A 26,355-nucleotide genomic window follows, 5' to 3' on the forward strand; every position below is an offset into this window, starting at 1 on the left:
GTACGGTGGTTAGCGTCGCTAGTTTTTGAGCCGGAGGTGCACCCATGAGCTTCGACCCCGCCGATCTCCTCGGCCTCGACGATCTGCTCGACCCCGAGGATCTCGCCGTGCGGGACACCGTGCGCAGCTGGGCGGGGGACCGGGTGCTGCCGTACGTGGCCGACTGGTACGAGCGGGGGGAGCTGCCCGAGATCCGGGAGCTGGCGCGGGAGTTGGGGGCGATCGGCGCCCTCGGGATGTCGCTGGAGGGCTACGGGTGCGCGGGGGCGAGCGCCGTGCAGTACGGGCTCGCCTGTCTGGAGCTGGAGGCCGCGGACTCGGGTATCCGATCGCTGGTGTCCGTGCAGGGGTCGCTCGCGATGTACGCGATCCACCGGTTCGGCAGCGAGGAGCAGAAGCGGACCTGGCTGCCGCGCATGGCCTCCGGTGAGGTCATCGGCTGCTTCGGGCTGACCGAGCCCGACCACGGGTCCGATCCGGCGTCGATGCGTACGTACGCCAAGCGGGACGGCTCCGACTGGGTCCTCGACGGGCGGAAGATGTGGATCACCAACGGGTCCGTCGCCGGGGTCGCCGTGGTGTGGGCGCGGACCGAGGAGGGTGTGCGGGGTTTCGTCGTGCCCACCGACACGGCAGGGTTCTCCGCGCCGGAGATCAAGCACAAGTGGTCCCTGCGCGCGTCGGTCACCAGCGAACTCGTCCTGGACGGTGTGCGGTTGCCCGCCGACGCGGTACTGCCGGAGGTGACGGGGCTGAAAGGCCCGCTGAGTTGTCTCTCGCACGCCCGCTACGGAATCGTGTGGGGCTCGATGGGCGCCGCGCGATCCTGTTTCGAGTCGGCTGTCGCCTACGCGAAAACGCGGGAGCAGTTCGGGAAGCCGATCGGGGCGTTCCAGCTCACCCAGGCCAAACTCGCCGACATGGCGGTCGAGTTGCACAAGGGGATTCTGCTCGCCCACCATCTGGGGCGGCGGATGGACGCGGGACGGCTCCGTCCCGAGCAGATCAGCTTCGGCAAGTTGAACAACGTACGCGAGGCGATCGAGATCTGCCGTACCGCCCGGACGATTCTCGGCGCGAACGGGATCTCCCTGGAGTACCCGATCATGCGGCACGCGACGAATCTCGAGTCCGTGCTCACCTACGAGGGCACCGTCGAGATGCACCAACTCGTGCTGGGCAAGGCGCTCACCGGACTCGACGCCTTCCGGTGAGCCGCGTCGGGTGACCCGGGCACCGCAAGGACGGGCCGGCGAGCGGCCCTGCCTCAGCTCTGGTTGAAGAAGCCGTCCACCGGGCGGCTCGCGACCTCGCCGCTGACGATCTCCGTGTCGGCGGGGGTCAGCAGGAACACGCGGTTCGACACGCGCTCGATCGAACCGCGCAGACCGAAGATCAGACCGGCCGCGAAGTCGACGACACGCTTGGCGTCGGCGGGCTCCATGTTCGTGAGGTTCATGATGACCGGGACGCCGTCCCGGAAGAGCTCGCCGATGTGCCGGGCGTCACGGAAGCTGTCCGGCGTGACCGTACCGATCCGGCGGCCGTGCTCCTGCGCGGACTCGGACGCGACCTTGACACGAGGGTCGGTGACCCAGGCCTCGCCGGAGCCGGACTCCCGCTCATCGGCGTAGTCGTCGTCGTAGTAACGCTCGTCATCGTTGTCGTCGACGAGGCCAAGCCAGGCACTCGCCTTGCGCACCGATCCCATGGACGCCTCCTCTCGCAGCGGTCTTTCGTGCTTTCCGCATCCCTATCGTCGTCCATGATGCGGATGTCTCGCCAAGTGGATAGACGCCGCACGGGGGTTTCGTGACGGTACTGGTGCAGAACGAATTCGTCGAGAGTCCATGTGCCCCAAGGGCTCCGCTGTACACACCTGCTGACAGGGAGTGAAATAATATTGTTCGCGGCGTTTGGGTGAGTCCTGCTGCGTCCGAGTGAACGTTCCGGCGGCTACGATGCGGCGACGCCGACGGGCGTGCGAAGGCGCCGGGAGACACGGGGGAGTGTCGTGTTCGGAATTGTGAGGCCCTGTGGCCATCGGCTGGGCGAGGGGCTGCGGACGCAATGGATGGCGCATCTGTGCGGGCTCTGCCTCGCACTGCGCGGCGATCACGGACAGTTCGCTCGGATCGTCACCAATTATGACGGTTTGCTGGTCTCGGTTCTGACGGAGGCTCAGGCCGGGCGCACCGCCGACCGGCGGCGCACCGCCGGACCCTGTCCGCTGCGCGGGATGCGCACCGCCTCCGTGGCGCGGGGTGAGGGCGCGCGGCTCGCCGCCGCCGTCTCGCTGGTGCTCGCCTCGGCCAAGGTCCGTGACCATGTCGCCGACGGGGATGGACTGCTCGCGCGCAAGCCGGTGGCGCACGCCGCGCGCCGGATCGCGACGAACTGGGGGCGCGCGGGGGCGCGTACGGGGGCGGACATCGGGTTCGACACGGCGGTATTGGTCGACTCCGTGGACCGGCAGCTCGGGATCGAGGCGCTCGTCGGCCCCGGCACCCCGCTGCTGACGGTCACCGAGCCGACCGAGACGGCGACCGCGGCGGCGTTCGCGCACACCGCGATCCTGGCCGGACGGCCGGGCAACGCCGAACCGCTCGCCGAGGCCGGACGCCTCTTCGGGCGGCTCGCCCATCTGCTGGACGCGGTGGAGGACCGGGCCGCCGACGCCGCCGTCGGCGCGTGGAACCCGCTGACCGCCACCGGCACCTCCCTCACCGAGGCCCGACGGCTCGCCGACGACGCCCTGCACGGCATCCGCCTCGCCCTGCGCGAGGCCGAGTTCGTCGACGGCAAGCTCGCCCATCTGCTCCTGGTGCACGAGCTGCGCAGGTCGGTGGACCGGGCGTTCGGGGCCGTGCCGACGTGCTCCGCGCACCAGCCGGGCGGGGCGCACCAGCAGGGTGGGGCGGTGCCGGGCAATCCGTACGCGGGCGGCACCGGTGACCCCTATGCCGGGGGCGGGGGCAATCCGTACGCGGGGAGTGGCGGGCATCCGTATGCCGGTGGTGGTGGGAATCCGTTCGGCGGCGGTGGCGCGGGCCACGGCGGTGGCGGGGGTGGGGGGTTCGGTGGTGGACCGGCGCCGCAGCCCCCGCGGCGGCGGGGCTTCTGGGCGGGGTGCGGGATGTTCACGCTGCTGTGCTGCACCTGCCAGATGTGTTGTGCGAAGGAGTACGAGGGTCCCTGGTCCCGGAAGAAGCGCGAAGGCATCTGCCGGGACTGCGACTGCTGTGACGCGTGCGAGTGCTGTGGCTGTGACTGCTGAGTGGGCAGCTGCGCGGGACCGGTAAAGAAGGGAACGCGAGGGGAGGGGCGCGTGTGTGAAGGCCGGGGGAAAACGCGAACGGCGCCCCTCGGAATCGGGGCGCGCAGTGGGATCGGCTCAGCTCAACAGGAGGAGGACCACACTCGACCGAGGTCGATGTGGGAGCGCTTGACCAGCCACCGCTGCGGATGCATGGACCCAGTGGAACAGGCATACGAAAGCGCGTCAACCGACTTGAGACGTGACGCTCACAGTTCGGACAGCCTTGACAGCGAGGGGAAAGACCGCCGTACTCTCGGCGCAGACCGCTGCTGAGGGGCTCGGTCGCCCGCGTCCGTCTCGCCGGACGCGCTCGTGTGAGGGCACCCGTGTTCGACTCGGACTCACGGAGCCTTTCGCATGCCGTCTGCCTCTTCCTCCCACCCGTCCCTGCCCTTCTCCCGTCCGTCCCTGGTGATCGTCGGGGCCGGGCCGCGCGGCACCGGGCTGATCGAGCGGATCGCCGCCAACGCCGACGCGCTCTACGCGGGCACGGGCTTCGACATCCACCTCGTCGACCCCCATCCACCGGGCGCCGGGCGTATCTGGCGGGCGGAGCAGTCGCCGTTGCTGTGGATGAACTCGCAGGCCGAGGACGTCACGATGTTCACCGACGAGACGGTGAGCATGGAGGGGCCCGTACGGGAGGGGCCCACCCTGCACGAGTGGGCGGGCCTCGACGGGCGGGTCTTCCCGGACCGGCGGACCCAGGGCGCGTATCTGCGCTGGGTGCATGAGAGCGCCGTGGCCGGCCTGCCCGAGGAGATCACCGTCCACCATCATCCGCGCCGGGCGCTGCGGGTGAGCGGTCCGCCCGAAGGGCGTCAGCAGGTGTGGCTGGAGGGGCGCCCCCGTCCGCTCGCCGCTGACCTCGTCGTTCTGGCGCTCGGCCATCTGGACGCCGAACTCGACGACGAACAGCGCAAGTTGGCGGAACACGCCCGCACCCACGGGCTCGTCCATCTGCCGCCCGACTTCACCGCCGACAGCGACCTGTCGTCGCTGGCGCCCGGGGAACCGGTGCTCGTGCGGGGCTTCGGGCTCGCCTTCGTCGACCTCATGGTGCTGCTGACGGAGGGGCGCGGGGGGCGGTACGAGGCAGACCCCGACGATCCCGACGGGGAGTTGACGTACCACCCCTCGGGCCGGGAGCCCGTGCTGTACGTCGGGTCGCGGCGCGGGGTGCCGTACCACTCGAAGATCGGCTACGACCTGGAGGGCGAACGGCCGCCGCTGCCGCGCTTCTTCGGGCCCGCCGAGGTCGACGCGGTGCTGGAGCGGAGGGCGCGGACCGGCGGGGTGGACTTCCGGGGTGATGTCTGGCCGTCGGTGGAGAAGGAGCTGGGGTTCGCGCACTACCACCGGCTGTTCCACGCCCATCCCGAACGGACCGCCATGGCCTGGGCGGACTTCGAGGAGAAGTACGCGGCGGCGGACGCGGGGGAGCGGGCGGCGCTGGTGGCCTCGGCGGTTCCGGCCCCGGCCGACCGGCTGGACCTGGCCGCGCTGGACCGCCCGTTGGAGGGGGTGCGGTACGGATCGTACGAGGAGTTCCAGGGCGGTCTGCGGGGCTACGTCGAGGCCGATCTGAAGCGCCGTCATGATCCCTCCTTCAGCCCGGACCTGGGGGTCTTCTTCGGACTGCTCTCCGTCTACGGGCAGTTGATCCGGCTCGGTGACGTCGGGTCCTGGTGGCACGGCTTCTTCAGCTACCTCGCCTCGGGGCCGCCCGGTCCCCGGTTGCGGCAGCTGCTCGCGCTGTCGCGGGCCGGTGTCCTGACCTTCGTCGGGGCGGACATGACCGTGGCCACCGGGGACGGGGTGTTCCGGGCGTCCGGCGCCACCGTGCCCGGCTGGTCGGTCGAGGCGAGGGCGCTGGTCGAGGCACGGCTGCCGGAGCCGACGGTCGCGCGGGTCCGCGACGGACTGCTGCGCGAGCTGTACGAGGAAGGGGGCGTCGTCGAGACGGCGGAGGGGCTGGTCGCCGTCGACCCCGGGGACGGGCGCGTCCTGGACCGGGCCGGGCGCCCGCACCCCAGACGCTTCGCCCTCGGCCCCTACACGAACAGCCGTACGCCGGGCGCGTTCACCCGGCCGCGTACGGGTGGGCCGGCCTTCCGCCAGAACGACGCGACGGCCCGGGCCGTCCTCGCGTTCCTGCGGGACCTCGGGCACCGCGCGGCGGCGTGAGCGCGACGCGGTGCCGGGGTGCATGCGGTGCCGGGGCGGTGGGTGGAGGGGACGTCCGTGTCCGTGGTCGCAGTGGAGAGAGGTCGGTCGGTATGGGGTCTTCGTACGGTCGGGGGCGGTTGCACCTGGCCGCAGCCATTGATCGGGGGGCGGAGGGCGACGCGGAGGCGTTCGTCGAGCTCGCCCGCCTCGCGGAGCGCGGGGCGCTGGATTTCGTGACGGTCGGGGACGCGTCCGCGCGGCCGGGCCCGGCCGCGTCGGCGGGCCTGGACGCGCTGGCGGTGTCGTCCGGGGTGGCGTCGCAGACGGACCGGGTCGGGCTGGTGCCGGTGGTGACGGCGACGCCCGCCGAGCCGGGCCGGGTACGGGCGGCCGTGGCGGCGCTCGACCGGGTCAGCCGGGGGCGGGCCGGGTGGTGGATCGAGGCGCCGGGCGCGGACGACACGGACGAGGAGGGCGGGCTGGTGAAGACGTGTCACGCCGGCTCCGGGGGTGCCGCGGATGCCGAGGCTCGTGGGGTCCCGGCCCAGCGGGCTTCGACGCGGGTCCCGTCGCCGCAGGGGCAGCCCGTGCGAATCGTCGACGCGACCGAGGAGGAGAGTCGTGGGGCCGCCGCCCGGTACGCGGACGTGGCACTCCTGCGGATCGCCGACCCGGCCCACGCCGACGCCGTACGGACGGAGCTGCGGGACGGGGCGGCCGGGGCCGGGCGGGACCCCGACGAGCTGCGGGTGCTGGTGAGTCTGCGCGTGGATCTCGGTGGCGGGGAGCACGCGGCCGAGCCGGGCCACGGCGGGGGAGGGCCGCGCCGGACCACGGACGGACCGCTGTACCGGGGCGGCCCCGTCGCCCTCGCCGAGCTGATCGCCGACTGGCACCGGGCCGGGGCCACGGACGGCTTCCATCTCGTGCCCGTCGAGCCGCGCCGTGACCTGGAGCGACTCGTCAACGGGACGGTGGCGCTGCTCCAGCACCGTGGACTGTTCCGCACCTTCTACCCGGGCCGCACGCTGCGCGAGCACCTGGGCCTCGCCCGGCCCGTCCACCGGCACGTCATGACAGGGGGAACGTCATGACGGACGGCCGGCGCGCGGGGCGCCGGGAGGGCGCCGCCTGCTCGCCAAGTGGTCCGTGATCCATGAGGTTGCGGTCATGGACCCGAGACCGGTCCCTTCCCAAGGGCATGCGGGCAGCCGCGCGCCCAGGTGTCCGGGCGGTTCGGGAGGTCGATCCGCCGCCCCGGGACCCGGGTGGCGGTACCGAACGGCTGAACGGCCCAACGCATCAGTTCCGGACACCCCCGCGCGGTGGACCCGGGTACTCCGACCGGGCGCCTCGGGCGGTGGCCTCCACCGCGGCCGACGATAGTGGTGATCAACGCTTCCGGGCCCTGCGGCCTGCTCCGACGACCCGTCAGCCGATCCCTCCGGGAGCCGACAACGATTCACACAGAACCCGCACATATGGCCTGGTGGGATCAACTGGCATGGAGGGCGCGCCGGTTGGGATCCGAGAGGCCGAAAGGCACCCTTGCGTGGGTCGGCGGTACGGCCGAATACTTCCCCCCAGCGCCTTGTCAGGGACACGGCGTGTCCGGAATCCGGACCGATGCCCCTGATCTGCGCCTCACGGGCCCCGACCCCACGCGGGCCCCCGACTTCCCTTTGGAGGGAACGAACAGTGAGGATCAAGCGCACGACCCCCCGCAGCGGCATAGCGAGACGGACCCGGCTGATCGCCGTGACCGCCGGACTCGCGGCCGCAGCCGCCGTCACGGTCCCCACCGCCAACGCGGCAGGCACCCAGACGTTCAGCGCCTCCGAGCTCAAGAGCGCCAGCTCATCGGTGCTCAAGGCCGATGTCCCGGGCACCGCCTGGGCGATCGACCCGGCGACGGACAGGCTCGTCGTCACCATCGACAGCACCGTCTCCCAGGGCGAGCTCGCGAAGATCAAGAAGGCGGCGGGCGAGAACGCCGACGCCCTGACGATCAAGCGGACCCCGGGCAAGTTCAACAAGTTGATCAAGGGTGGCGACGCCATCTATGCGAGTAGCTGGCGCTGCTCCCTGGGCTTCAACGTCCGCAGCGGGAGCACGTACTACTTCGTGACCGCCGGTCACTGCACCGACGGCGCGGGCACCTGGTACTCCAACTCCGGCCGCACCACGGTCCTCGGCCCGACCGCCGGGTCGAGCTTCCCGACCAACGACTACGGTCTCGTGCGCTACAGCAACACGTCCATCGCCAAGGACGGCACCGCGGGCAACGTGGACATCACCAGCGCGGCCACCCCGAGCGTGGGCACCAACGTCATTCGTACCGGCTCCACCACCGGTACCCGTACCGGACGCGTGACCGCTCTCAACGCGACCGTGAACTACGGTGGCGGCGACATCGTCTACGGCATGATCCAGACCACGGTCTGTGCCGAGCCCGGCGACTCCGGCGGCCCGCTCTACGGCAGCAACGGTGTGGCGTACGGTCTGACCTCCGGCGGCAGCGGCAACTGCAGTTCCGGCGGCACGACCTTCTTCCAGCCGGTCACCGAGGCCCTGAGCGCGTACGGCGTCTCGGTCTACTAAGGCCGGTAGGCCGACGGATCGACAGGCTGAACGGGAGCCGGCGCTCTTCCCCCCGGCGCCGACTCCCCACCCGGCCGCAGTCGGCAGCAGCGAGCCCCCGCACACATGGTGTGCGGGGGCTCGCCCTCGTTCCGGCGGCGGGGTTACCGTCGACCTGTACTCCCTCTCATACGCCCACTTCGGACCCTGGGGGCCGTGATGGTCGAGGAGCTGGTGACGGCGGGGGTGGCCCTCGCGTCCGTCGGCGCGGTCTACGTGGTGTCGGCGGCCCGGGTCGTGAAGCAGTACGAGCGGGGGGTGGTCTTCCGGCTCGGCCGGCTGAGGCCGCAGGTGCGGGAGCCCGGCTTCACGATGATCGTGCCGTTCGTCGACCGGCTCCAGAAGGTCAACCTGCAGATCGTCACGATGCCGGTGCCCGCGCAGGAGGGCATCACCCGTGACAACGTCACCGTGCGGGTGGACGCCGTCGTGTACTTCAAGGTGACCTCGGCGGCCGACGCGATCGTGCGCGTCGAGGACTACCGGTTCGCCGTCTCCCAGATGGCGCAGACCTCGCTCAGGTCCATCATCGGCAAGAGCGAGCTGGACGATCTGCTCTCCAACAGGGAGAAGCTCAACCAGGGGCTGGAGCTGATGATCGACAGCCCGGCGGTCGAGTGGGGCGTCACCATCGACCGGGTCGAGATCAAGGACGTCTCGCTGCCCGAGACCATGAAGCGGTCCATGGCGCGGCAGGCCGAGGCCGACCGGGAGCGGCGGGCGCGGGTCATCAACGCCGACGCGGAGTTGCAGGCGTCCAAGAAGCTGGCGGAGGCGGCCCAGCAGATGTCCGAGCAGCCTGCCGCGCTGCAACTGCGGCTGCTGCAGACGGTGGTGGCGGTGGCCGCCGAGAAGAACTCCACGCTCGTCCTGCCGTTCCCGGTGGAGCTGCTGCGGTTCCTGGAGCGGGCGCAGGTGGCTCCGCCGGTTCAGGGGACGTCGCCGGTTCAGGGGATGTCGCCGGTTCAGGGGACGCCGACGGTTCAGGGGGCGACGGGTGGGCCGGGGGTGTCGGAGCCGCCGGTCGTGCCGTAGGGGGTGGGGCGGTCGGGGGCGGTCGCGGGTGGGTGGGGGTTCTCGCGCAGTTCCCCGCGCCCCTGAAAAGCAGGGGCTGCGCCCCGTGCTTTTCATCCGCCGCGGCCCCGCCGTCCTCCAGGCCCGCAGAGCCTGGTCTTTCAGGGGCGCGGGGAACCGCGCGAACATCCCCACTCGGTCGTGGACGATTTTCGGCCAGGACTAGACCTCACCCGTTGTGGACGAGGTCGTTGCTTCGCGTGTTTGCAGTGCGAATTCCTGTGATCGCCAGGTGGGGCGTTACCGGACGGTAATGACATACGGGGCGTGCGCCCTTGGCGTGCGCTCGGCCTGAAGTCGACCTTGTGTGCTCCCTGTGCGCCTAGGAATAGTTGTCGCCGCACAGTTGGCATGGACGCGGCGTTTTTTACCGTATGCCGCCTCCTTGCCCGTACACCTTCCGGCCGAGCGGGGCCCCCACGCCCTTCTCGGTCAACCCCCCACAGGAGGACGCGAGTTGAAGCACCGACGCATACCCAGGCGCCGTGCCGTCGTGACGGGTGCGGGTATCGCCGCACTGGTCGCCGCGGGAGTGACCTTCCAGACTGCGAACGCGAGTGAGACCGCACCGACCCCCGAGCCGAAAGCGCTGTCCATCACGGCGGCCGGAAAGCTCGCACTGACCCTCGACGCGGACCTCGGCGCCGACGCGGCCGGCACGTACTACGACGCGAAGAGCAAGCTCCTCGTCGTGAACGTGCTCGACGAGGCCGCCGCCGAGACCGTCGAGGCGGCCGGCGCCAAGGCCCGCATCGTGGAGAACTCCCTCGCCGAGCTGAAGAGCGCCCGGACGACCCTCAAGGCGGACGCCACCATCCCCGGTACCGCCTGGGTCACCGACCCGACCACCAACAAGGTCGTCGTCACCGCGGACCGCACCGTCTCCAAGGCCGAACTGGCGAGACTGACCAAGGTCGTGGACGGCCTCGGCGCCAAGGCCGAACTCAAGCGCACCAAGGGCGAGTACAAGCCCTTCGTCGCGGGCGGCGACGCCATCACCGGTGGCAGCGGCCGTTGCTCCCTCGGCTTCAACGTCGTCAAGGGCGGCGAGCCGTTCTTCCTGACGGCCGGTCACTGCACCGAGGGCATCTCCACCTGGTCGGCCGGCGGTCAGGTCATCGGCGAGAACGCGGACTCCAGCTTCCCCGGCGACGACTACGGCCTGGTGAAGTACACCGCCGAGGTCGACCACCCCAGCGAGGTCAACCTCTACAACGGCTCCACCCAGGCCATCTCCGGGGCCGCCGAGGCGACCGTGGGCATGAAGGTCACCCGCAGCGGCTCGACCACCCAGGTCCACAGCGGTACGGTCACCGGCCTCGACGCCACCGTGAACTACGGCAACGGCGACATCGTCAACGGCCTCGTCCAGACCGACGTCTGCGCCGAGCCCGGCGACAGCGGCGGCTCGCTCTTCTCGGGGGACAAGGCCATCGGCCTCACCTCCGGCGGCAGCGGCGACTGCACCTCGGGCGGCGAGACGTTCTTCCAGCCCGTCACCGAGGCGCTCTCGGCGACCGGCACGCAGATCGGCTGACAGCCGGTCCGCCGGTCCGCCGGTCAGCCGATCGGCCGATCGGTCAACCGGCCGCCGGTTTCTTTCTCAGGGCCGCCATCACCACGGTGATGGCGGCCCCCGCCACTGCCCAGGCGGAGAGCACCAGCAGCGGGCCGGTGACGTCGTTGCCCTCGAAGTACGCGATCGAGCGGGCCACCCAGACGCCCGCTCCCGGCGGCAGCGCCGGGCCGATCGCCGCCCAGAACGGCGGGAGCAGCGGCGGCGGCAGCGCGCCGCCCGCGCTCGGGTTGCCCGCGACCACCACCAGCAGGACGGCCACGCCGATGCCGGCGATCCCGAAGACGCACTGGAGCGCCAGGGTGGCCGCGCCCACCGCGAAGACGACCAGTGCCCCCAGCCCCCACAGCGCCGCCACACTGCCCGGCAGGGCGCCCAGGACGGGGCCGGCGATGACCGCGCCGCCGAGTCCGCCGAGGACCGCGAACAGCGCGAGGGCGCCGAGGCGGATGACCCCGCGCCGGATGTTGGTGGGCCGTGCCCCCGCGCTCATCGCCAGCGCCGACGCGCACAGATAGCCGCCCACGCACCAGCCGACGACCAGGTAGAAGGACGTGAGCCCGCTTGCGTCCCCGAGGTCGGCCGGGGCCACGTCCACCGTGCGCACCGTACGGCCCTCGGACCGCTCCAGCGCGGTGACCAGGGTGGCCAGCGCGTTGGCCAGGGTGCGCCCGCCGCCGGAGGCGACCAGCAGGGTGTCGGTGGTGCCGGCCGGGTCGATCAGCAGGGCGCCGTCGATCTCCCGGTCCAGGATCTGTTCCCGGGCCGCCGCCCGGTCGGCCACCGTACGCGGGTCCAGCGGCTCGCCCGGCAGGCCCTCCAGCCGGGTCACCGCCTGCTCGGCCGCCGCCCGTGGCGCGACCACACCGAACGGCACGTCCCTGAGCTTCGGGTGGTGCAGTGCCCCCACGTACGAGGCGATGAAGAGCAGCTGCAGGGCGAGCACCCCGACGACGAGCAGGGTGGCCCGTGGGGTGACCCCGTCCTTGAGCTCGTCGAGGAAGGACCTGGGGGCGGGGCCGGGGCCGGGGCCGGAGCCGGGTGCGGCCGTCTGTGTCATGTCCCCACGGTCGGAGCCGGGTGGCGTTTGCGCAGGTGGGGCGGGGCCGAATGGTTGTCGTACAGAAGTTCGAAAAGTGGTCTATGGTGGAGGCGAGGAGGCTGTGAACTGATGTTCGAGCCGAGTGGCTGATCGAGTGACTGAGCAAGTGACTGGGCGACTGGTGGGTCGAGTGTGGGAGGTGCGTGTGCCGGGGTTCACGCATCTGCACACCGTCTCCGGGTTCTCCCTGCGGTACGGGGCCTCGCACCCGGAGCGGCTGGCCGAGCGCGCCTCCGAACGGGGCATGGACGCCCTCGCGCTCACCGACCGGGACACCCTCGCGGGCGCCGTCCGGTTCGCCAAGGCCTGCGCCGGGGCCGGGGTCCGCCCGCTGTTCGGGGTGGAGCTGGCGGTGGGGGCGCCCGCTCCTTCCGGACGGCAGGCGCGGCGGCGGGCCCCCGTGCGCGGCGGTGCCTTCCTCGACGAGTCGACCCCCCGGGTGACGTTCCTCGCCCGGGAGGGGGGCAAGGGCTGGGCCGAGCTGTGCAGAATCGTTTCGGCGGCGCATGCGGGCCGTGGTCCGGAGGGGAACAGGAGCGAGGTCCCACCCCTGCTGCCCTGGTCGGAGTGTGCCGCCGAGGGCCTGACCGTGCTTCTCGGCCCCGCCTCGGACGTGGGGCGCGCACTGGCCGCGGGCCGCCCCGATCGCGCCGCGAAGCTGCTGCTGCCCTGGCGGGAGACGTACGGCGACGCCCTGCGCCTCGAAGCGATGTGGCACGGCCGCGAGGGCACCGGCCCCGGTTCGCTGCGGCTGGCCGCCCGGACCGTCGGCTTCGCAGCCGAGCAGCGGGTACGGCCCGTGCTCAGCAACGCCGTCCGGTACGCCGACCCCGGCATGGGCCCGGTCGCCGACGTGCTGGACGCGGCCCGGCGGCTCGTCCCCGTCGACCCCCGGGGCGAACTGGACTCCGGCGAGGCCTGGCTCAAGGGCGCGGACGCCATGCTGGGCGTCGCCGAGCGGGTTGTGGAGGCCGCCGGGTACCGCCGCGACACCGCGTACCGACTGCTGGAGCAGACCCGGGCCACGGCCGCCGAGTGCCTGGTCGACCCGGAGGACGACCTGGGCCTCGGCACCGTCCACTTCCCCGAGGCGCACCTCGTCGGCGCGGGCCGCCGCACCGCCCAGCGGGTGCTGGCCTCGCGGGCGGCGGCCGGGATGGTGCGGCACGGCTACGCCACCCGGCGCGCGTACTGGGAGCGGATGCACCGGGAGCTGGACGTCATTGCCCACCACGGCTTCGCCTCCTACTTCCTGACGGTTGCCCAGGTTGTCGACGACGTACGGAAGATGGGGATCCGGGTCGCCGCGCGCGGCTCCGGCGCGGGCTCCCTGGTGAACCACCTGCTGGACATCGCGCACGCCGATCCCGTCGAACACGGTCTGCTGATGGAGCGGTTCCTGTCCAAACGGCGGGTCGTGCTGCCCGACATCGACATCGACGTGGAGTCCGCGCGCCGTCTGGAGGTCTACCGCGCGATCATCGACCGCTTCGGCACCGAGCGGGTCGCGACCGTCGCGATGCCCGAGACGTACCGCGTCCGCCACGCCGTCCGGGACGTGGGCGCGGCCCTCTCCCTGGATCCCGCCGACATCGATCGGATCGCCAAGTCCTTCCCGCACATCAGGGCGCGGGACGCGCGGGCGGCGCTCGAAGAGCTGCCCGAGCTGCGGCGGTTGGCGGGGGAGCAGCAGAGGTACGGCCGCCTGTGGGAGCTGGTCGAGGCGCTGGACGCCCTCCCGCGCGGAGTCGCCATGCACCCGTGCGGGGTGCTCCTCTCCGACGCGTCCCTGCTGAGCCGTACGCCGGTGATGCCCACCAGCGGTGAGGGGCTGCCCATGTCCCAGTTCGACAAGGACGACGTCGAGGACCTCGGGCTGCTCAAGCTCGACGTGCTGGGGGTGCGGATGCAGTCGGCGATGGCGCACGCGGTGGCGGAGGTGGCGCGGGCGACGGGGGAGCGGGTCGACCTGGACGCGCTCGACTTCGAACGGGGCGCGGGTGACCCGGCGACGTACGAACTCATCCGCTCCACCGAGACCTTGGGCTGCTTCCAGATCGAGTCGCCGGGCCAGCGGGATCTGGTGGGACGGCTCCAGCCGGCCACCTTCCACGATCTCGTGGTGGACATCTCGCTGTTCCGGCCGGGGCCGGTCGCCGCCGACATGGTGCGGCCGTTCATCGCGGCCCGGCACGGGCGGGCGCCGGTCCGCTATCCGCACGAGGATCTGGCGGAGCCGCTGCGGGAGACGTACGGCGTGGTCGTCTTCCACGAGCAGGTCATCGACATCGTGCACCGCATGACCGGTTGCGGCCGGGACGAGGCCGACCGGGTGCGGCGCGGGCTGTCGGACCCCGAGTCGCAGGGGCGGATCCGGGTCTGGTTCGCGCAGCACGCGGCGGCGAAGGGATACGACGCCGAGACGATTCGGCGGACCTGGGAGATCGTCGAGGCCTTCGGGTCGTACGGCTTCTGCAAGGCGCACGCGGTGGCCTTCGCGGTGCCGACGTACCAGTCGGCATGGCTGAAGACACATCATCCGGCGGCCTTCTACGCCGGGCTGCTCACCCACGATCCCGGGATGTACCCCAAGCGCCTGCTGCTGGCGGACGCGCGGCGGCGCGGGGTGCCGATCCTGCCGGTGGACGTGAACAGGTCCGCGGTCGCTCACCGTATCGAACTGGTGTCCGAGTCAAAGGAGTCGGGGAAGGCGGGAAAGGCGGAGGAGACCGAGGGGACGCGGGGGCCGACGGGCTCGGCCGAGGAGAAGGTGTGGGGGATCCGGCTCGCGCTCTCCGACGTGCACGGCATCAGCGAGGCCGAGGCGGCGCGGATCGCGGACGGGCAGCCCTACGCCTCGCTGCTGGACTTCTGGGAGCGGGCGCGGCCGAGCAGGCCGCTCGCCGGGCGGCTCGCCCAGGTCGGCGCGTTGGACGCGTTCGGCGCCAACCGGCGTGACCTGCAACTGCACCTGACCGAGCTGCACCGGGGCGGCCGGGGTGCGGGCGGCGGTCAACTCCCGTTGTCCGGCGGGCGGCGGACCGCCTCGGCCGGCCTGCCGGACCTGTCCTCCGCCGAGCGGCTCAGCGCCGAGCTGGGCGTGCTGTCGATGGACGTCTCCCGCAACCTGATGGACGACCACCGGGCGTTCCTCGACGAGCTCGGCGTGGTGTCGGCGCGGCGGCTGCGCTCGGCGCGGCACGGCGAGACGGTGCTGGTCGCGGGCGCCAAGGCGGCGACCCAGACCCCGCCGATCCGCTCCGGCAAACGGGTCGTCTTCACCACCCTCGACGACGGCACCGGCCTGGTCGACCTCGCCTTCTTCGACGACTCCCACGACACCTGCGCCCACACCGTCTTCCACTCCTGGCTGCTGCTGGTGCGCGGCGTGGTGCAGCGACGTGGGCCGCGCAGCCTCAGCGTGGTGGGCGCCGCCGCCTGGAACCTCGCCGAACTGGTGGAGCTGCGGCGCGAGGGCGGCCTCGACGCGGTGGCACCTCGGCTGGCGGAGCCGGAACCCATGAACAGCGGGGACACCGGGGGCAGCGGGGGCACCGGGGACACCGGGGACACCGGGGGCAGCGGGGACGGCGGTGCGCCCGAGGGGGACGGCGGACGGCGCGGCGACACCGGGCGGCGGATCCGGATGCCCACCGGTTACGAGATGCATCCATGGGCCGATCTGCGGCCCGCGGGCGAAGAGCCCTCTCAAGGTCCTTCTCGGATACGGAAGTTGTGGCACCAGAGTCCAGGGAGTGCGGGATGACCATCCTCTGCGTACGTTTCCAGCTGCCCTCGGGGTACGAGGCCGCCCTGCCCGGTCTCCTCAATCTGGTCGAGGACTTCACCCCGGTCGTGGAGGCGCTGCCCCCGGACGGCGCGCTGGCCGATCTGCGGGGCGCCGAACGGTACTTCGGCCGGGACGCCGAGGAACTGGCCCGGCTGATCCGGATCCGCGCCCTCGCGCTGTACGGCGTCGACTGCGTGATCGGCGCCGGGCCCGGACCGCTGACGGCGCGGCTGGCGCTGGGGGCGGCGGCGCCCGGGTCGCCGTGCGCGGTGCCCGAGGACCTCGTCGTGGACTTCCTCGCCGAACTGCCCGTCGGCGTACTGCCCGGCGTCGGTGCCGCGACCGCCCGCACCCTGCGCGAGTACGGCCTCGAGACCCTCGGCGGGGTCGCCTGCGCGCCGCTGTCCACGCTGCAGCGGCTGGTCGGCGCGCGGACCGGGCGCGAACTGCACGAGAAGGCCAACGGCATCGACCGGGGACGGGTCGTACCGAACGCCGCCGCCCGCTCTCTCGCCACCGAACAGGCCTTCCCGTACGACGAGTTGAACCCCGACCGGCACCGCCGTGCCCTGCTCGCCGGCACCGAGGAGCTGGGCTCGCGGCTGCGTGCCCTGGAGAAGGTCTGCCGCACCCTGACCCTCACCGTCCGCTACGCCGACCGCTCCTCGACGACCCGCACCCGCACGCTCAAGGAGCCGACCGCGCACTCCCCGGCGCTGACTGCGACCGCCTACGCCCTGTACGAGGCCCTCGGCCTCCAGCGCGCCCGCGTGCGCGCGGTCGCCCTGCGCGCCGAAGGGCTCACCCCCGCCGACCAGGCCTCGCACCAGCTCGCCTTCGACCCCGTCGACGAGAAGGTCCGCCGTATCGAGGAGGTCGCCGACCTGGTCCGCGCCAAGTTCGGCCCGCACGCGGTGATGCCGGGGACGCTGGCCGCGTGAGCCGCCCCCGCCGGTCCCGTCCGGCGACGGTCGGGCGGCACGTGTCAGTGGCCCCCATCATCACTTGAAGTTTTTACTGACGCGTAACTTCCCACTTTTTCTACTCGCCCGTAACTTGGCGAATAAGAACAGCATCCTCGTGATCCGGATCACAGGGCGAACGTCGTCGCACGTCCCTTGAGCCGCAAGGAGATCACCCGATGCTGCCCTGGAAACGCCTGATCAGACCGTTGGCCGCCCTGTGCCTGGCCGCCGCGGCGACCCTCGTCCCCGTCACCGCCGCGGAGGCCGCCGACTCGGCCGCCGCGACCAGCCGTGGCTGGAACGACTACACCTGCAAACCCTCCAGCGCCCACCCGCGCCCCGTCGTCCTCGTCCACGGAACGTTCGCGAACTCCGTCGACAACTGGCTGGGCCTCGCGCCGTACCTCGTGAACCGCGGCTACTGCGTCTACTCCCTCGACTACGGCCAACTCCCCGGCGTCGCCTTCTTCCACGGCCTGGGCCCCATCGAGAAGTCGGCGGAGCAGCTCGACGCCTTCGTCGACCGGGTGCTCGCCGCGACCGGCGCCGCCGAGGCCGACCTCGTCGGCCACTCGCAGGGCGGCATGATGCCCCGCTACTACCTCAAGTTCCTCGGCGGCGCCGCCGAGGTGAACGCGCTCGTCGGCATCGCGCCCTCCAACCACGGCACCACCCTGAACGGCCTCACCCAGCTCCTCGACCACTTCCCCGGCGCCGGCGACCTGCTCTCCACCGCCACCCCGGCCCTCGCCGACCAGGTGGTCGGGTCCCCCTTCCTGACCAAGCTGAACGCGGGCGGTGACACCGTCCCCGGTGTCACCTACACGGTCCTCGCCACCCGGTACGACGAAGTGGTCACGCCGTACCGGTCCCAGTTCCTCGACGGGCCGAACGTACGCAACATCGTCATCCAGGACCTCTGCGCGCTCGACCTCTCCGAGCACGCGGCGATCGGGCTCCTCGACCGGATCGCGTTCCACGAGGTCGTCAACGCCCTGGACCCGGCCCACGCCACTCCGACGACCTGTCTGTCGGTCGTCGGCTGACACGTGCCGGTACGTTCCGCCGGGGCCTGTCCGGCCTGAGCCGCCCGACAGGCCCCGGAAGTCGTCAGCGGCCGTGCCGCCCACCGGTCGTCGCGCGGCGGCGGGCCGCTGCGAACAGGAGGGAGGAGCCCGCCGCCAGGACGGCGGCGCCGCCGAGGGCCAGGTACGGGGTCACGCCGTCGCCGCCGGTGTCGGCGAGGCCGTCCTTGCCGCCGGCGGGTTCCGCGAGGCCGGCGGAAGCGGCCTCCACGGCCGGCCTCTCGTCGGTCGTGGACCTGGCGGTCGGTGACGTGTCGTCGGAGGCGGTGTCCGCAGCGTCCCCGGTGTCCCCGGCGTTCTCGGCGTCCCCGGTCTCCTCGTCCTCCTCGGCCGAGGTCCGTTCCGTCGCCTTCGCCGAGGTCTTCGGCGTCGGGTCGGTCGTCGTGCTCGTGTCGTCGTCGCCGCCGAACGAGACGTCCGAGCAGGAGTAGAACGCCTCCGGGCTGTCCGAACGCTGCCAGACCGCGTACAGCAGATGCTTGCCGGAGCGCTGCGGGAGGGAGCCGGAGAACGTGTAGAACCCGCCCGACGCGGCCGGGTCGGTGGCCGTCGCCACCGGGTTCGCCAGATCGAGGTCGTCCCAGGCCAGCGGCCGGGACGGGTCGTAGCCGCCCTTGGTGACGTACACCGTGAACGTCCCCTTGTGCGGGGCCGTCACCCGGTACTTGAAGGTGTACGACCCGGCGCGCACGCTCGTCGCCGGCCAGTCGGGACGGGCGAGGTCGAGGCCCTTGAACGCCTCGCCGCCCGCGCTGCACAGCTCGCCGTCCGGGATCAGCTCCCGATGGCGGCCGGCCGCGTCGCCGATCCGTACGCCGTTCCAGTCGTAGAGCGCCTGGGTGCCGCCGGCCGCGACCGCCGCCCCACAGGCCGCCGACCTCGGGCTCTCGGGGCCCTCCGCGTGGCACCGCGCCACCCGGCTCACCGGGTCGCCCAGCGAACCGTGCGCCGCGGCCGGCCCGGCGGCGCACAGGCTCAGGGCGAGCGGGGCGACACCGACCGCGCCCATCGCACCGACGGCACGTGCGGTGGCGGACGCGGTGGCCTTGCGGCGGGCAGCGGGCATGGCGGGGCACTCCTCAAGGCGGGGACGATCAGCAAGCTAGCCCCAAGAGACCGTGGAATCGCCTGCTGAGGGCGGGCGCGCGCGATCCTTATGGTGGCGTTAAGGGTGGGCTAACCGAGGGCTCAGGAAAGCGCGTTGAGGAGGGTCGGGATCCGACCGGAGATCTGGTTCTTACCTCGGTGCGTGAGACTGGGGACCGTTCGTGTCCGCCGCAGAGAAGGGACCTCACGCATGACCGCCGTACGCGGAACATCCGTGGACATCGCCACCGAGGACGGCACCGTCGACGCCTACTTCGTCCACCCCGACGACGACGCCGCGCATCCGGCGGTCCTGTTCTACATGGACGCGTTCGGGCTGCGGCCGCATCTGAGGGCGATGGCCGACCGGCTGGCCGGTGCCGGATACACGGTCCTCGTGCCCAACGTCTTCCACCGGTCGGGGCGGACCCCGGTGTTCGACCTGCCCGAGTTCATCGACCCGGCCGCGCGTCCGGAGATGTGGGACCAGATCCTGCCGGTCATGCTGGCGCTGACGCCGGATCTCGCCCTGCGGGACGCGGCCGCGTATCTGGGATGGCTGGCCGACAGCCCCCGGGCCGCCGACGGGCCCGTCGGGACCACCGGGTACTGCATGGGCGCCCGGCTGGCCCTGCGCACCGCCGGCGCCTTCCCCGAACGGGTCGCCGCCGCGGCCGGCTTCCACGGGGGAGGCCTGGCGACCGACGCCCCGGACAGCCCGCACCTGGCGGTGGCGCGGATCACCGGCGAGGTCTACTTCGGCCACGCAGACGGGGACCCCTCCCTGCCCCCGGAGCAGATAGACCTGCTGGACAAGACACTGACCGAGGCTGGCGTCCGCCACCGCACCGAGGTCTACCCGGGCGCCTCGCACGGCTACACCCAGGCCGACACCGCCGCGTACGACGCCGAGGCGGCGGAACGCCACTGGACGGCGCTGCTGGACCTGTTGGACCGCACCCTGAAGCGGCCGAGGTCATGACGGTCCGGCCGGCCGGGGCGGTTGCCGTTCGGACGGTCTGACGGACTCTGGCGGTCGGTGGACGGGTGGCGGCGCGGGTGGTCGGCGGGGCGGGAGCGCGGAACGCTCAGCCGTCCGGCCACCACGTGCGCGCGATGTCCTTACGCACTTCCCGGCGCTCGGCGGGGCGTTCGTCGGCCTCGTCCCGTACCCGGCGGGACGTGGACTTCCTCAGGGGCTTCTGCACGGTCGTACGGCGCATGGCTGCCTCCTTGCGTCTACTGGGTTCCGCGTTTTCACGGAGGTAGACCTTTTCCGGGAGCGTTACTCATCGTTCGTGCTCTGTCAGTGGCGGCTGTCACCATCTGGACTGTCAGTGGCAGGTGTCACTCTGGCGGCATGACCAACATCGACGACGGCGAAACCTCCCCGGCCCCGCGAACACCGAACAACCCGGCGGCAGATGACCCTCCCGGGGCCGTCGACTGGGACGCGGAAGCCCCCGCTTTCGACGACGAACCCGATCATGGCCTGCGGGAACCCGTCGTCCGGGAGGCCTGGGCGGCCCGGCTGCGCGACTGGCTGCCGGGGCGAGCCTGCGACGTGCTCGACGTCGGTTGCGGCACCGGCAGCCTGTCACTCCTCGCGACCGAACAGGGGCACCGGGTGACCGGAGTGGACTCCTCCACCGCCATGGTCGCCCTGGCCCGCGCCAAGCTCGCCGGGCGACCCGCCGTGTTCCTCGTCGGCGACGCGGCGGCCCCGCCCGTGGGCGAGGAGCGGTTCGACGTGATCCTCGTCCGCCATGTGCTGTGGACCCTGCCCGACCCGGGCCGTGTGCTGCGCCGCTGGTGCGGACTGCTGCGGCCCGGCGGCCGACTCGTGCTGGTCGAGGGCGTGTGGGGCACGGTCAGCCCGGTGGGCATACCCGCCGAGCGGCTGTACGGGCTGCTCGCGCCCCTCGTGTCCGAAGCGGAGCTGGTGCGGCTGGGGGACGACCCGCTGCTGTGGGGGAAGGCGGTCGATGACGAGCGGTACGCCATCGTGGGCCGCCTCTGACCCCCAGCCGGTACCGGCTAGGACAGCAGCGACTCCAGGCCGCCCTCGGTGGTCGCGAGCGCCTCCAGCGTGTCGAGGGCGGCGACCGCGGCGGCCGCGGCCTCCGGGTCGCTCCGCGCGAGCCCGCTCTCCTCGAACTCGTCCTCGTCCAGCCGCAGTACGGTCCCGCCGTCGGCGGACCGCCACAGGTCCAGGTCGAGGTCCTCGACCACGACCTCCCCACCGGAGCACACGGCGGGCCTGGTGATGTCGCAGTACCAGCCCTTCAGCACGCCCCGGGGATCCCGGACCTCCTTCACCGCGTACCACCGGTCGCGCCAGTAGTACTCGGTGAACACGTCACCCGGGCCGAAGCGTACGAAGCCGAAGTCCCGTACGCCCTCGGTCGCCCAGTCGGCCCGGACCACGATCCGGGTGCCGTCGTCGCTCACCAGCCGTGCCGGGTAACGGATCTTCGTACGGCCCGCCTTGAGCAGGACGACGTCCACCTCGCGCCCCTCCTCCCGGGGCTCAGCCGAGTTCACGGACATACCGCACCTCCGTCGCGCACACCTCGTACCCGAACCACTTGTTGACCGCGAGCATCGGCCCGTTGCCGGCGTCGTTGCCCGTGAACGCCTCCGTGCAGCCGGCGGCGCGGGCGCGGTGCAGGGAGTCGTTCTTGGCGAGCTTGGCGAGGCCGCGGCCCCGGAAGGCGCGGGCCGTGCCCGTCATCACGGTGAAGTAGCGGTCCCGGCCGTCCGTGTGCACCGCGGTGAACGCGGCGGGGGTGCCGTCCACGACGACCACCGTGCTCAGGGCGTGGTCCAGCAGAGGGTGGCCGTAGATCTCCTCGACCCACTGCCCGTAGTCGTCCAACTCGGCCTCGACGTCGCCCGGTTCGTCGGCCGTGGTCTCCGCGTCCAGGTCGAACAGGGGGCGCGGGTCGTCGGCGAAGTCGGCGGCCGTACGCAGTTCCACGTCCCCGGGAGGGGAGTGCAGCGGAGGGAGGGTGCCGTGGGCCAGGTCCAGGCGCAGGAAGTGCGCGGAGCGGCTCGGGGCGTAGCCGCGGCGGGCGGCGAACGCGCGGTTGTCCGGGGTGTCCAGCACCCAGGACAGCAGGCGCCGCGCGCCCACCGCCGTCAGCCGCTCCTCGGCGGTGCGCGCCAGCAGGGCGCCCGCGCCCCGGCGCACGTGCGCCGGGTGGACGTACACGGTGATGTCGCCCTGGCCCGGTTCGGGGCTGTCGTGGGCGATGGACAGCTGCGCGGTGCCGATCACCTCGCCGTCGGCCTCGGCGACCAGCTGCTGGTGGTGGGCCTCGGGGGGCGCGAGCGTCGCGTCGTGGAGCAGGGACGCGGCGGTGCTGACCATGAAGGGCAGGGCGCGTCGGCGTACGTCGGCGAAGGCCTCGGCGTCCGCCGGGTCGGCGGCGCGGAGGTCGCGCACGATCAGAGTCATGTGAGCGCACGCTACGCGGGCGGCGCCGGGCGTCGCCTCCGATTTTCCGGTGGGTACGGGACAATCGCCGCGTGACCTTGAAGATTCGCATCGTGGAGGGGGGCGCACCCTACGAGCAGGTGCGCGCCCAGATCTCGGAACAGGCCCGCTCCGGAGCGCTGCCCGTGGGGTACCGGCTGCCGACCGTACGGGGGCTCGCCGAGCAGCTCGGGCTGGCGGCCAACACCGTCGCCAAGGCGTACCGGGCGCTGGAGACCGACGGGGTGATCGAGACACGCGGGCGCAACGGGACGTTCGTGGCCGCGGCCGGCTCCGCCGCGGAACGGGAGGCCGCGGTGGCGGCGGGGGCGTACGCGGAGCGGGCGCGCCGCCTGGGCCTGAGCGAGACGGAAGCACTGGCAGCGGCCCGCGACGCCCTACGGGCCGCGTACGCGGAGTAGAGCCGACGGGGCACGAGGCCGGTTCGGTGCCGCCGAGATTCACCGCCGTGGTTGAGCGCCGCTGCGGCGGAGATTGTGTGCGGCGGCAGGGACGGTCGTGGGGAGACCCGGACGGAAGGGCTGTGGCTGAGGGACGGGCACAGTAGAGGCTCGGCGACAGGGGGAGCCGTCGGCCGTGGGAAGCCCCTACCTCCCCGTCAGGTGTCCCGGTGTCCGGGTGGGGTGCAGGCCGGTTCTACGGGCCGCGTTCGCGAAGGTCGTCGCGTCCTTGACCGCCGCCGCGTGGGGGTCGTTGTTGAAGTAGACGTACGCGTCGGCGGTGGCGGGCCAGGTGTCCGCCAGGCGGTGGGCCCAGGTCGTCAGGGAGCGGCTGCCGTAGTGGGGCCAGGGGCGGGCCCGGCCCTGGTGGAGGCGGAGGTAGCACCAGTCGGTGGTGCGCCAGAGCGGGGTGGCCGGGCGGGAACGGCTGTCCGCCCAGCACAGGGCGGCGCCCCGGGACTCCAGGACCTCGCGGACCTCGGGGGTCCACCACGAGTCGTGCCGGGGCTCGACCGCGACCCGGGTGCCGGAGGGGAAGCAGCCCAGGCAGGCCTCCAGGAGAGCGGCGTCGGCTCTCAGCGTCGGGGGGAGCTGGAGCAGGACCGGGCCCAGGCGGTCGCCCAGGCCCTCCGCACGGGTCATCAGACGCCGCACCGGCTCCTCGGGGTCCCGCAGCCGCTTGATGTGGGTCAGGTACCGGCTCGCCTTCACCGCGACCAGGAAGTCCCCCGGCACCCGGTCCCGCCACGCCTCGAAGTTCTCCCGCGTCGGCAGCCGGTAGAACGCGTTGTTGAGCTCGACCGTCGCGAACCGCGCCGCGTACTCCTCCAGCCACAACCGGGTGGGGCAGCCCTCCGGGTAGAAGGCGCCCCGCCAGTCCTTGTACTGCCACCCGGACGTGCCGACGTAAAGGGTCATACATCCAGGAAACACCCGGGGCGTGCCTACAGGTACAGGCCCGCGTCCGCCCCGCCCCGCGGCTCGGGCAGCGACGTCGGTGACGTGCCGCGGCGCAGCGCGTACAGCTCGGCCAGGGTCGCCCCCTCGCGGCCCACCCCCGCGTCGGTGCCGAGCCAGCCCACCGCCTCCGCGCGGGTCAGCGCGCCCACCTCGATCCGGGCGAGACAGCGGCCGGGGCGGACCACGGCCGGGTGGAGGCGCTCCAGGTCCTCGTTGGTGGTGACGCCCACCAGGACGTTGCGGCCCTGCCCGAGCAGGCCGTCCGTCAGGTTCAGCAGCCGGGAGAGCGCCTGGCCCGCCGTGTGCTTGGCCTCGCCCCGGATCAGCTCGTCGCAGTCCTCCAGCAGGAGCAGCCGCCAGCGGCCCTTGCCCGCCGCGTCCTCCTCGCCGATCGCGATGTCCATGAGATAGCCGACGTCGGAGAAGAGTCGCTCGGGGTCCAGGACGCAGTCGACCTGGCACCAGTCCCGCCAGGAGCGCGCCAGCGTGCGCAGCGCGGAGGTCTTGCCGGTCCCGGGCGGGCCGTGCAGCAGCAGAAGACGGCCCGCGATGTCCTCCGGGGTCGTCTTCATCAGGCGGTCCATCGCGTCCGCCACGGGGGCCGTGTAGTTCGGCCGCACCTCTTCCCAGGTGCCCGCCGAGATCTGCCGGGTGGTGCGGTGCGGGCCCCGGCGCGGCGAGACGTACCAGAAGCCCATCGTCACGTTCTCCGGCTGTGGCTCGGGCTCGTCGGCCGCGCCGTCGGTGGCCTGGCCGAGGACCTTCTCCGCCAGCTCGGCGGTGGTCGCGGTCACCGTGACGTCCGCGCCCCGGTTCCAGCGGGAGATGAGCACCGTCCAGCCGTCGCCCTCGGCGAGGGTCGCGCTGCGGTCGTCGTCCCGCGCGGAGCGCAGCACCCGGGCGCCCGGCGGCAGCAGGGTGGCCCCGGACCGTACCCGGTCGATGTTCGCCGCGTGCGCGTACGGCTGCTCGCCCGTCGCGAAACGGCCGAGGAACAGCGCGTCGACGACATCGGACGGGGAGTCGCTGTCGTCGACGTTGAGCCGGATCGGCAGTGCGTCGTGTGGGTTGGCAGACATGTCGCCATGATCCGTCACCGAGGGCTCCCCGTGCATCCGCTTTCCGTGGCGTGCCGGTGGTGTCGGCGCGATGGCCCGGGAGTTCACGGCCGGAAGCTCCCCCGGCAGGGGTTCGCGCGGTTACTGTTGCCCATGATGGGACGTCATGGGTGGATTGCGGGGGACCGGCGGTGGCGGCTCACCGCGCTCGTGGGCGTGGGGGTGGCGGCGCTGGCCCTCGTCGTGACCCTGCTCAGCACACTGCCCGGGGGCGGCAGCACCGCCGGCACCACGCCCGACGGCGACAAGGTGCACGGCACGCCCGCGACCCCGCCGGGGGACATCGGACCCAGTGTGGGCTGGGGTTTCACCCACACCCAGTACAGCGCGGACGTGGGCAGCGGGACGGCTGTCGAGCGCGTCGAGGAGCGGCTCGGTGAGCGGCCCCTGCCGCAGATCCAGCACATCATGGGCTGGGGCGCGGGCAACCCCGAACCCGTCGAGGGGCGTTACGACTTCGAGGAGATGGACCGGCGCATCGACTTCGTCCGCGCCACCGGCGGCACCCCCGTCGTCACCCTGTGCTGCGCGCCCGACTGGATGAAGGGCGGCAGACCGGGCGCCGACCGCACCGACTGGAGCCAGACCGCGCTGGAGACCGCGCCGGAGCCGGAGCACTTCGCGGACTACGCCGCCCTCGCCGCGACCGTCGCCAAGCGCTACCCGGACGTACGGCACTTCATCGTCTGGAACGAGTTCAAGGGCTTCTGGAACGACGCGGAGGCCCGCTGGGACTACGAGGGCTACACCGAGCTGTACAACCTCGTCTACCGGGCTTTGAAGAAGGTCGACGAGGACATCATGGTCGGCGGGCCCTATCTGGTCATGGACAGCGTCGATCCACGGCAGAAGCAGGACGCGTCGACCTCCCTGAAGGGGCCGTGGGGCTCCCTGGACCAGCGGGTCCTCGACGCCTTCGACCACTGGAACGAGAACAAGGCCGGCGCCGACTTCGTGGTGGTGGACGGCTCCAGCTACACCCGGGACGACGAGCTGGTCCCCGACGAGTTCGCCGCGACGGACAAGTTCACGGCCGTCAGCCGGTGGGTGCGGGAGCGGTCCGGTGATCTGCCGCTGTGGTGGGCCGAGTACTACGTCGAGCCCGCCGACGCCGACGACAACCGGCACGGCTGGTCCGAGAACCGCCGCGTCGCCGTCCAGGCCTCCGGGCTGATGGCCATGGCCAAGGGCGGTGCGACCTCCGGCTTCTACTGGAACCCGGAGGAGAGGACCGGGGAGTGCCCCGGGTGCCTGTGGACGCCGACCGACAAGAATGACGGGGGCGAGGAACTGCCCATGTACGGGCTGCTGTCCCGGTTCGGCGAGGAGTTCCCGCCGGGGACCGGGTACGAGACGGTGGCCGTCGCCGACGACGACAAGCCCAACGTCCGGGTGCTCGCCGACGACAAGGCGGTGCTCGTGGTCAACACCCTCGACCGCAGGATCAGCGCCGACATCGACGGCCGGAAGTTCGACATGGCCGCCTACGAGGTGAAGTGGCTGGAGAGGTGAGGCTCAGGGCGTCCAGAGAG

General features: G+C 72.3%; 22 protein-coding genes. 14 read left to right on the forward strand and 8 right to left on the reverse strand.

Annotation, left to right across the window (positions count from 1 at the left end; genetic code table 11):
• Nucleotides 1-44: 44 nt before the first annotated feature.
• Nucleotides 45-1,214 carry an acyl-CoA dehydrogenase family protein gene (locus ACZ9QC_RS33490; RefSeq protein WP_472916515.1) on the forward strand — a complete coding sequence of 390 codons (1,170 nt, stop codon included), beginning with the start codon at nt 45-47 and terminating at the stop codon, nt 1,212-1,214.
• A gap of 53 nt (nt 1,215-1,267) precedes the next feature.
• Here the strand turns inward: ACZ9QC_RS33490 and ACZ9QC_RS33495 are convergent, their stop codons facing one another.
• Nucleotides 1,268-1,711 (reverse strand): cell division protein SepF, encoded by a 444-nt coding sequence (locus ACZ9QC_RS33495; RefSeq protein ID WP_184895921.1) that lies wholly within the window; start codon nt 1,709-1,711, stop codon nt 1,268-1,270.
• A 303-nt stretch (nt 1,712-2,014) separates the two neighbouring features.
• Between ACZ9QC_RS33495 and ACZ9QC_RS33500 the strand changes: the two genes are divergently transcribed.
• From ACZ9QC_RS33500 to ACZ9QC_RS33525, 6 genes are all read left to right on the forward strand, one after another.
• On the forward strand, nt 2,015-3,277 hold the full coding sequence (locus ACZ9QC_RS33500; RefSeq protein ID WP_472916516.1) for a DUF5685 family protein: 1,263 nt from the start codon (nt 2,015-2,017) through the stop codon (nt 3,275-3,277).
• Nucleotides 3,278-3,676: 399 nt separating this feature from the next.
• Complete coding sequence (locus tag ACZ9QC_RS33505; RefSeq protein ID WP_472916517.1) at nt 3,677-5,506, forward strand: FAD/NAD(P)-binding protein; 1,830 nt, start codon at nt 3,677-3,679, stop codon at nt 5,504-5,506.
• Nucleotides 5,507-5,598: 92 nt separating this feature from the next.
• Nucleotides 5,599-6,582 (forward strand): LLM class flavin-dependent oxidoreductase, encoded by a 984-nt coding sequence (locus ACZ9QC_RS33510; RefSeq protein ID WP_472916518.1) that lies wholly within the window; start codon nt 5,599-5,601, stop codon nt 6,580-6,582.
• 604 nt (nt 6,583-7,186) lie between these two features.
• A complete protein-coding gene (locus ACZ9QC_RS33515; protein ID WP_184895925.1) occupies nt 7,187-8,089 on the forward strand; it encodes a trypsin-like serine protease in 903 nt (300 codons plus the stop codon).
• Nucleotides 8,090-8,287: 198 nt separating this feature from the next.
• Nucleotides 8,288-9,163, forward strand: a complete 876-nt coding sequence (locus ACZ9QC_RS33520) for a slipin family protein (protein ID WP_472921886.1) — start codon at nt 8,288-8,290, stop codon at nt 9,161-9,163.
• A 496-nt stretch (nt 9,164-9,659) separates the two neighbouring features.
• A complete protein-coding gene (locus ACZ9QC_RS33525; RefSeq protein ID WP_472916519.1) occupies nt 9,660-10,739 on the forward strand; it encodes a S1 family peptidase in 1,080 nt (359 codons plus the stop codon).
• A gap of 43 nt (nt 10,740-10,782) precedes the next feature.
• Here the strand turns inward: ACZ9QC_RS33525 and ACZ9QC_RS33530 are convergent, their stop codons facing one another.
• Nucleotides 10,783-11,838 (reverse strand): ABC transporter permease, encoded by a 1,056-nt coding sequence (locus ACZ9QC_RS33530; protein ID WP_472916520.1) that lies wholly within the window; start codon nt 11,836-11,838, stop codon nt 10,783-10,785.
• Nucleotides 11,839-12,025: 187 nt separating this feature from the next.
• On the opposite strand from ACZ9QC_RS33530, the gene ACZ9QC_RS33535 reads away from it, so the two are divergent.
• The 3 genes from ACZ9QC_RS33535 to ACZ9QC_RS33545 all read left to right on the forward strand — a co-directional run bounded on the left by ACZ9QC_RS33535 (nt 12,026) and on the right by ACZ9QC_RS33545 (nt 17,681).
• On the forward strand, nt 12,026-15,646 hold the full coding sequence (locus ACZ9QC_RS33535; protein WP_472916521.1) for a DNA polymerase III subunit alpha: 3,621 nt from the start codon (nt 12,026-12,028) through the stop codon (nt 15,644-15,646).
• The gene (locus ACZ9QC_RS33540) at nt 15,643-16,611 is read left to right on the forward strand and encodes a DNA polymerase Y family protein (protein ID WP_472916522.1); all 969 of its coding nucleotides are present in this window, start codon (nt 15,643-15,645) and stop codon (nt 16,609-16,611) included. The genes ACZ9QC_RS33535 and ACZ9QC_RS33540 overlap by 4 nt, the downstream gene beginning before the upstream one ends.
• Nucleotides 16,612-16,811: 200 nt before the next feature.
• On the forward strand, nt 16,812-17,681 hold the full coding sequence (locus tag ACZ9QC_RS33545) for an esterase/lipase family protein (RefSeq protein ID WP_472916523.1): 870 nt from the start codon (nt 16,812-16,814) through the stop codon (nt 17,679-17,681).
• A gap of 64 nt (nt 17,682-17,745) precedes the next feature.
• Here ACZ9QC_RS33545 and ACZ9QC_RS33550 read toward each other — a convergent pair whose 3' ends face one another.
• On the reverse strand, nt 17,746-18,786 hold the full coding sequence (locus tag ACZ9QC_RS33550; protein WP_472916524.1) for a lytic polysaccharide monooxygenase auxiliary activity family 9 protein: 1,041 nt from the start codon (nt 18,784-18,786) through the stop codon (nt 17,746-17,748).
• A 231-nt stretch (nt 18,787-19,017) separates the two neighbouring features.
• Here ACZ9QC_RS33550 and ACZ9QC_RS33555 point away from each other — a divergent pair, with 231 nt between their 5' ends.
• On the forward strand, nt 19,018-19,788 hold the full coding sequence (locus ACZ9QC_RS33555; protein ID WP_472916525.1) for a dienelactone hydrolase family protein: 771 nt from the start codon (nt 19,018-19,020) through the stop codon (nt 19,786-19,788).
• Between the two features lie 106 nt (nt 19,789-19,894).
• Here ACZ9QC_RS33555 and ACZ9QC_RS33560 read toward each other — a convergent pair whose 3' ends face one another.
• Nucleotides 19,895-20,029, reverse strand: a complete 135-nt coding sequence (locus ACZ9QC_RS33560) for a hypothetical protein (protein ID WP_472916526.1) — start codon at nt 20,027-20,029, stop codon at nt 19,895-19,897.
• A gap of 137 nt (nt 20,030-20,166) precedes the next feature.
• Here ACZ9QC_RS33560 and ACZ9QC_RS33565 point away from each other — a divergent pair, with 137 nt between their 5' ends.
• A complete protein-coding gene (locus tag ACZ9QC_RS33565; RefSeq protein ID WP_472916527.1) occupies nt 20,167-20,826 on the forward strand; it encodes a class I SAM-dependent methyltransferase in 660 nt (219 codons plus the stop codon).
• A gap of 17 nt (nt 20,827-20,843) precedes the next feature.
• On the opposite strand, the gene ACZ9QC_RS33570 is transcribed toward ACZ9QC_RS33565, so the two are convergent.
• Nucleotides 20,844-21,356, reverse strand: coding sequence for a ribonuclease FAU-1 family protein (locus ACZ9QC_RS33570; RefSeq protein WP_472916528.1), 513 nt, complete (start codon nt 21,354-21,356; stop codon nt 20,844-20,846).
• Nucleotides 21,337-22,266 (reverse strand): GNAT family N-acetyltransferase, encoded by a 930-nt coding sequence (locus ACZ9QC_RS33575; RefSeq protein ID WP_472916529.1) that lies wholly within the window; start codon nt 22,264-22,266, stop codon nt 21,337-21,339. The genes ACZ9QC_RS33570 and ACZ9QC_RS33575 overlap by 20 nt, the downstream gene beginning before the upstream one ends.
• A 71-nt stretch (nt 22,267-22,337) precedes the next feature.
• Between ACZ9QC_RS33575 and ACZ9QC_RS33580 the strand changes: the two genes are divergently transcribed.
• Nucleotides 22,338-22,706: a GntR family transcriptional regulator gene (locus ACZ9QC_RS33580; protein WP_184895946.1), complete on the forward strand. Its 369-nt coding sequence runs from the start codon at nt 22,338-22,340 to the stop codon at nt 22,704-22,706.
• Nucleotides 22,707-22,892: 186 nt separating this feature from the next.
• Here the strand turns inward: ACZ9QC_RS33580 and ACZ9QC_RS33585 are convergent, their stop codons facing one another.
• Together ACZ9QC_RS33585 and ACZ9QC_RS33590 are read right to left on the reverse strand one after the other, a co-directional pair.
• The gene (locus ACZ9QC_RS33585) at nt 22,893-23,663 is read right to left on the reverse strand and encodes a DUF72 domain-containing protein (protein WP_472916530.1); all 771 of its coding nucleotides are present in this window, start codon (nt 23,661-23,663) and stop codon (nt 22,893-22,895) included.
• A gap of 26 nt (nt 23,664-23,689) precedes the next feature.
• Nucleotides 23,690-24,784, reverse strand: a complete 1,095-nt coding sequence (locus ACZ9QC_RS33590; RefSeq protein ID WP_472916531.1) for a DUF5925 domain-containing protein — start codon at nt 24,782-24,784, stop codon at nt 23,690-23,692.
• Nucleotides 24,785-24,919: 135 nt separating this feature from the next.
• Here ACZ9QC_RS33590 and ACZ9QC_RS33595 point away from each other — a divergent pair, with 135 nt between their 5' ends.
• Nucleotides 24,920-26,335: a GH39 family glycosyl hydrolase gene (locus ACZ9QC_RS33595; RefSeq protein WP_472921887.1), complete on the forward strand. Its 1,416-nt coding sequence runs from the start codon at nt 24,920-24,922 to the stop codon at nt 26,333-26,335.
• Nucleotides 26,336-26,355 lie beyond the last annotated feature (20 nt).

This window comes from Streptomyces sp. HUAS MS02, from assembly GCF_055702265.1.

What these genes read in the sequence shown, in the direction of transcription:
- ACZ9QC_RS33590 (WP_472916531.1), bottom strand. Translation starts at nt 24,784, where the DNA reads ATGTCTGCCAACCCACACGACGCACTGCCGATCCGGCTCAACGTCGAC.
- ACZ9QC_RS33585 (WP_472916530.1), bottom strand. Translation starts at nt 23,663, where the DNA reads ATGACCCTTTACGTCGGCACGTCCGGGTGGCAGTACAAGGACTGGCGG.
- ACZ9QC_RS33530 (WP_472916520.1), bottom strand. Translation starts at nt 11,838, where the DNA reads ATGACACAGACGGCCGCACCCGGCTCCGGCCCCGGCCCCGGCCCCGCC.
- ACZ9QC_RS33545 (WP_472916523.1), top strand. Translation starts at nt 16,812, where the DNA reads ATGCTGCCCTGGAAACGCCTGATCAGACCGTTGGCCGCCCTGTGCCTG.
- ACZ9QC_RS33595 (WP_472921887.1), top strand. Translation starts at nt 24,920, where the DNA reads ATGGGACGTCATGGGTGGATTGCGGGGGACCGGCGGTGGCGGCTCACC.
- ACZ9QC_RS33495 (WP_184895921.1), bottom strand. Translation starts at nt 1,711, where the DNA reads ATGGGATCGGTGCGCAAGGCGAGTGCCTGGCTTGGCCTCGTCGACGAC.
- ACZ9QC_RS33520 (WP_472921886.1), top strand. Translation starts at nt 8,288, where the DNA reads ATGGTCGAGGAGCTGGTGACGGCGGGGGTGGCCCTCGCGTCCGTCGGC.
- ACZ9QC_RS33575 (WP_472916529.1), bottom strand. Translation starts at nt 22,266, where the DNA reads ATGACTCTGATCGTGCGCGACCTCCGCGCCGCCGACCCGGCGGACGCC.
- ACZ9QC_RS33505 (WP_472916517.1), top strand. Translation starts at nt 3,677, where the DNA reads ATGCCGTCTGCCTCTTCCTCCCACCCGTCCCTGCCCTTCTCCCGTCCG.
- ACZ9QC_RS33555 (WP_472916525.1), top strand. Translation starts at nt 19,018, where the DNA reads ATGACCGCCGTACGCGGAACATCCGTGGACATCGCCACCGAGGACGGC.
- ACZ9QC_RS33510 (WP_472916518.1), top strand. Translation starts at nt 5,599, where the DNA reads ATGGGGTCTTCGTACGGTCGGGGGCGGTTGCACCTGGCCGCAGCCATT.
- ACZ9QC_RS33560 (WP_472916526.1), bottom strand. Translation starts at nt 20,029, where the DNA reads ATGCGCCGTACGACCGTGCAGAAGCCCCTGAGGAAGTCCACGTCCCGC.
- ACZ9QC_RS33570 (WP_472916528.1), bottom strand. Translation starts at nt 21,356, where the DNA reads ATGTCCGTGAACTCGGCTGAGCCCCGGGAGGAGGGGCGCGAGGTGGAC.
- ACZ9QC_RS33490 (WP_472916515.1), top strand. Translation starts at nt 45, where the DNA reads ATGAGCTTCGACCCCGCCGATCTCCTCGGCCTCGACGATCTGCTCGAC.
- ACZ9QC_RS33565 (WP_472916527.1), top strand. Translation starts at nt 20,167, where the DNA reads ATGACCAACATCGACGACGGCGAAACCTCCCCGGCCCCGCGAACACCG.
- ACZ9QC_RS33540 (WP_472916522.1), top strand. Translation starts at nt 15,643, where the DNA reads ATGACCATCCTCTGCGTACGTTTCCAGCTGCCCTCGGGGTACGAGGCC.
- ACZ9QC_RS33550 (WP_472916524.1), bottom strand. Translation starts at nt 18,786, where the DNA reads ATGCCCGCTGCCCGCCGCAAGGCCACCGCGTCCGCCACCGCACGTGCC.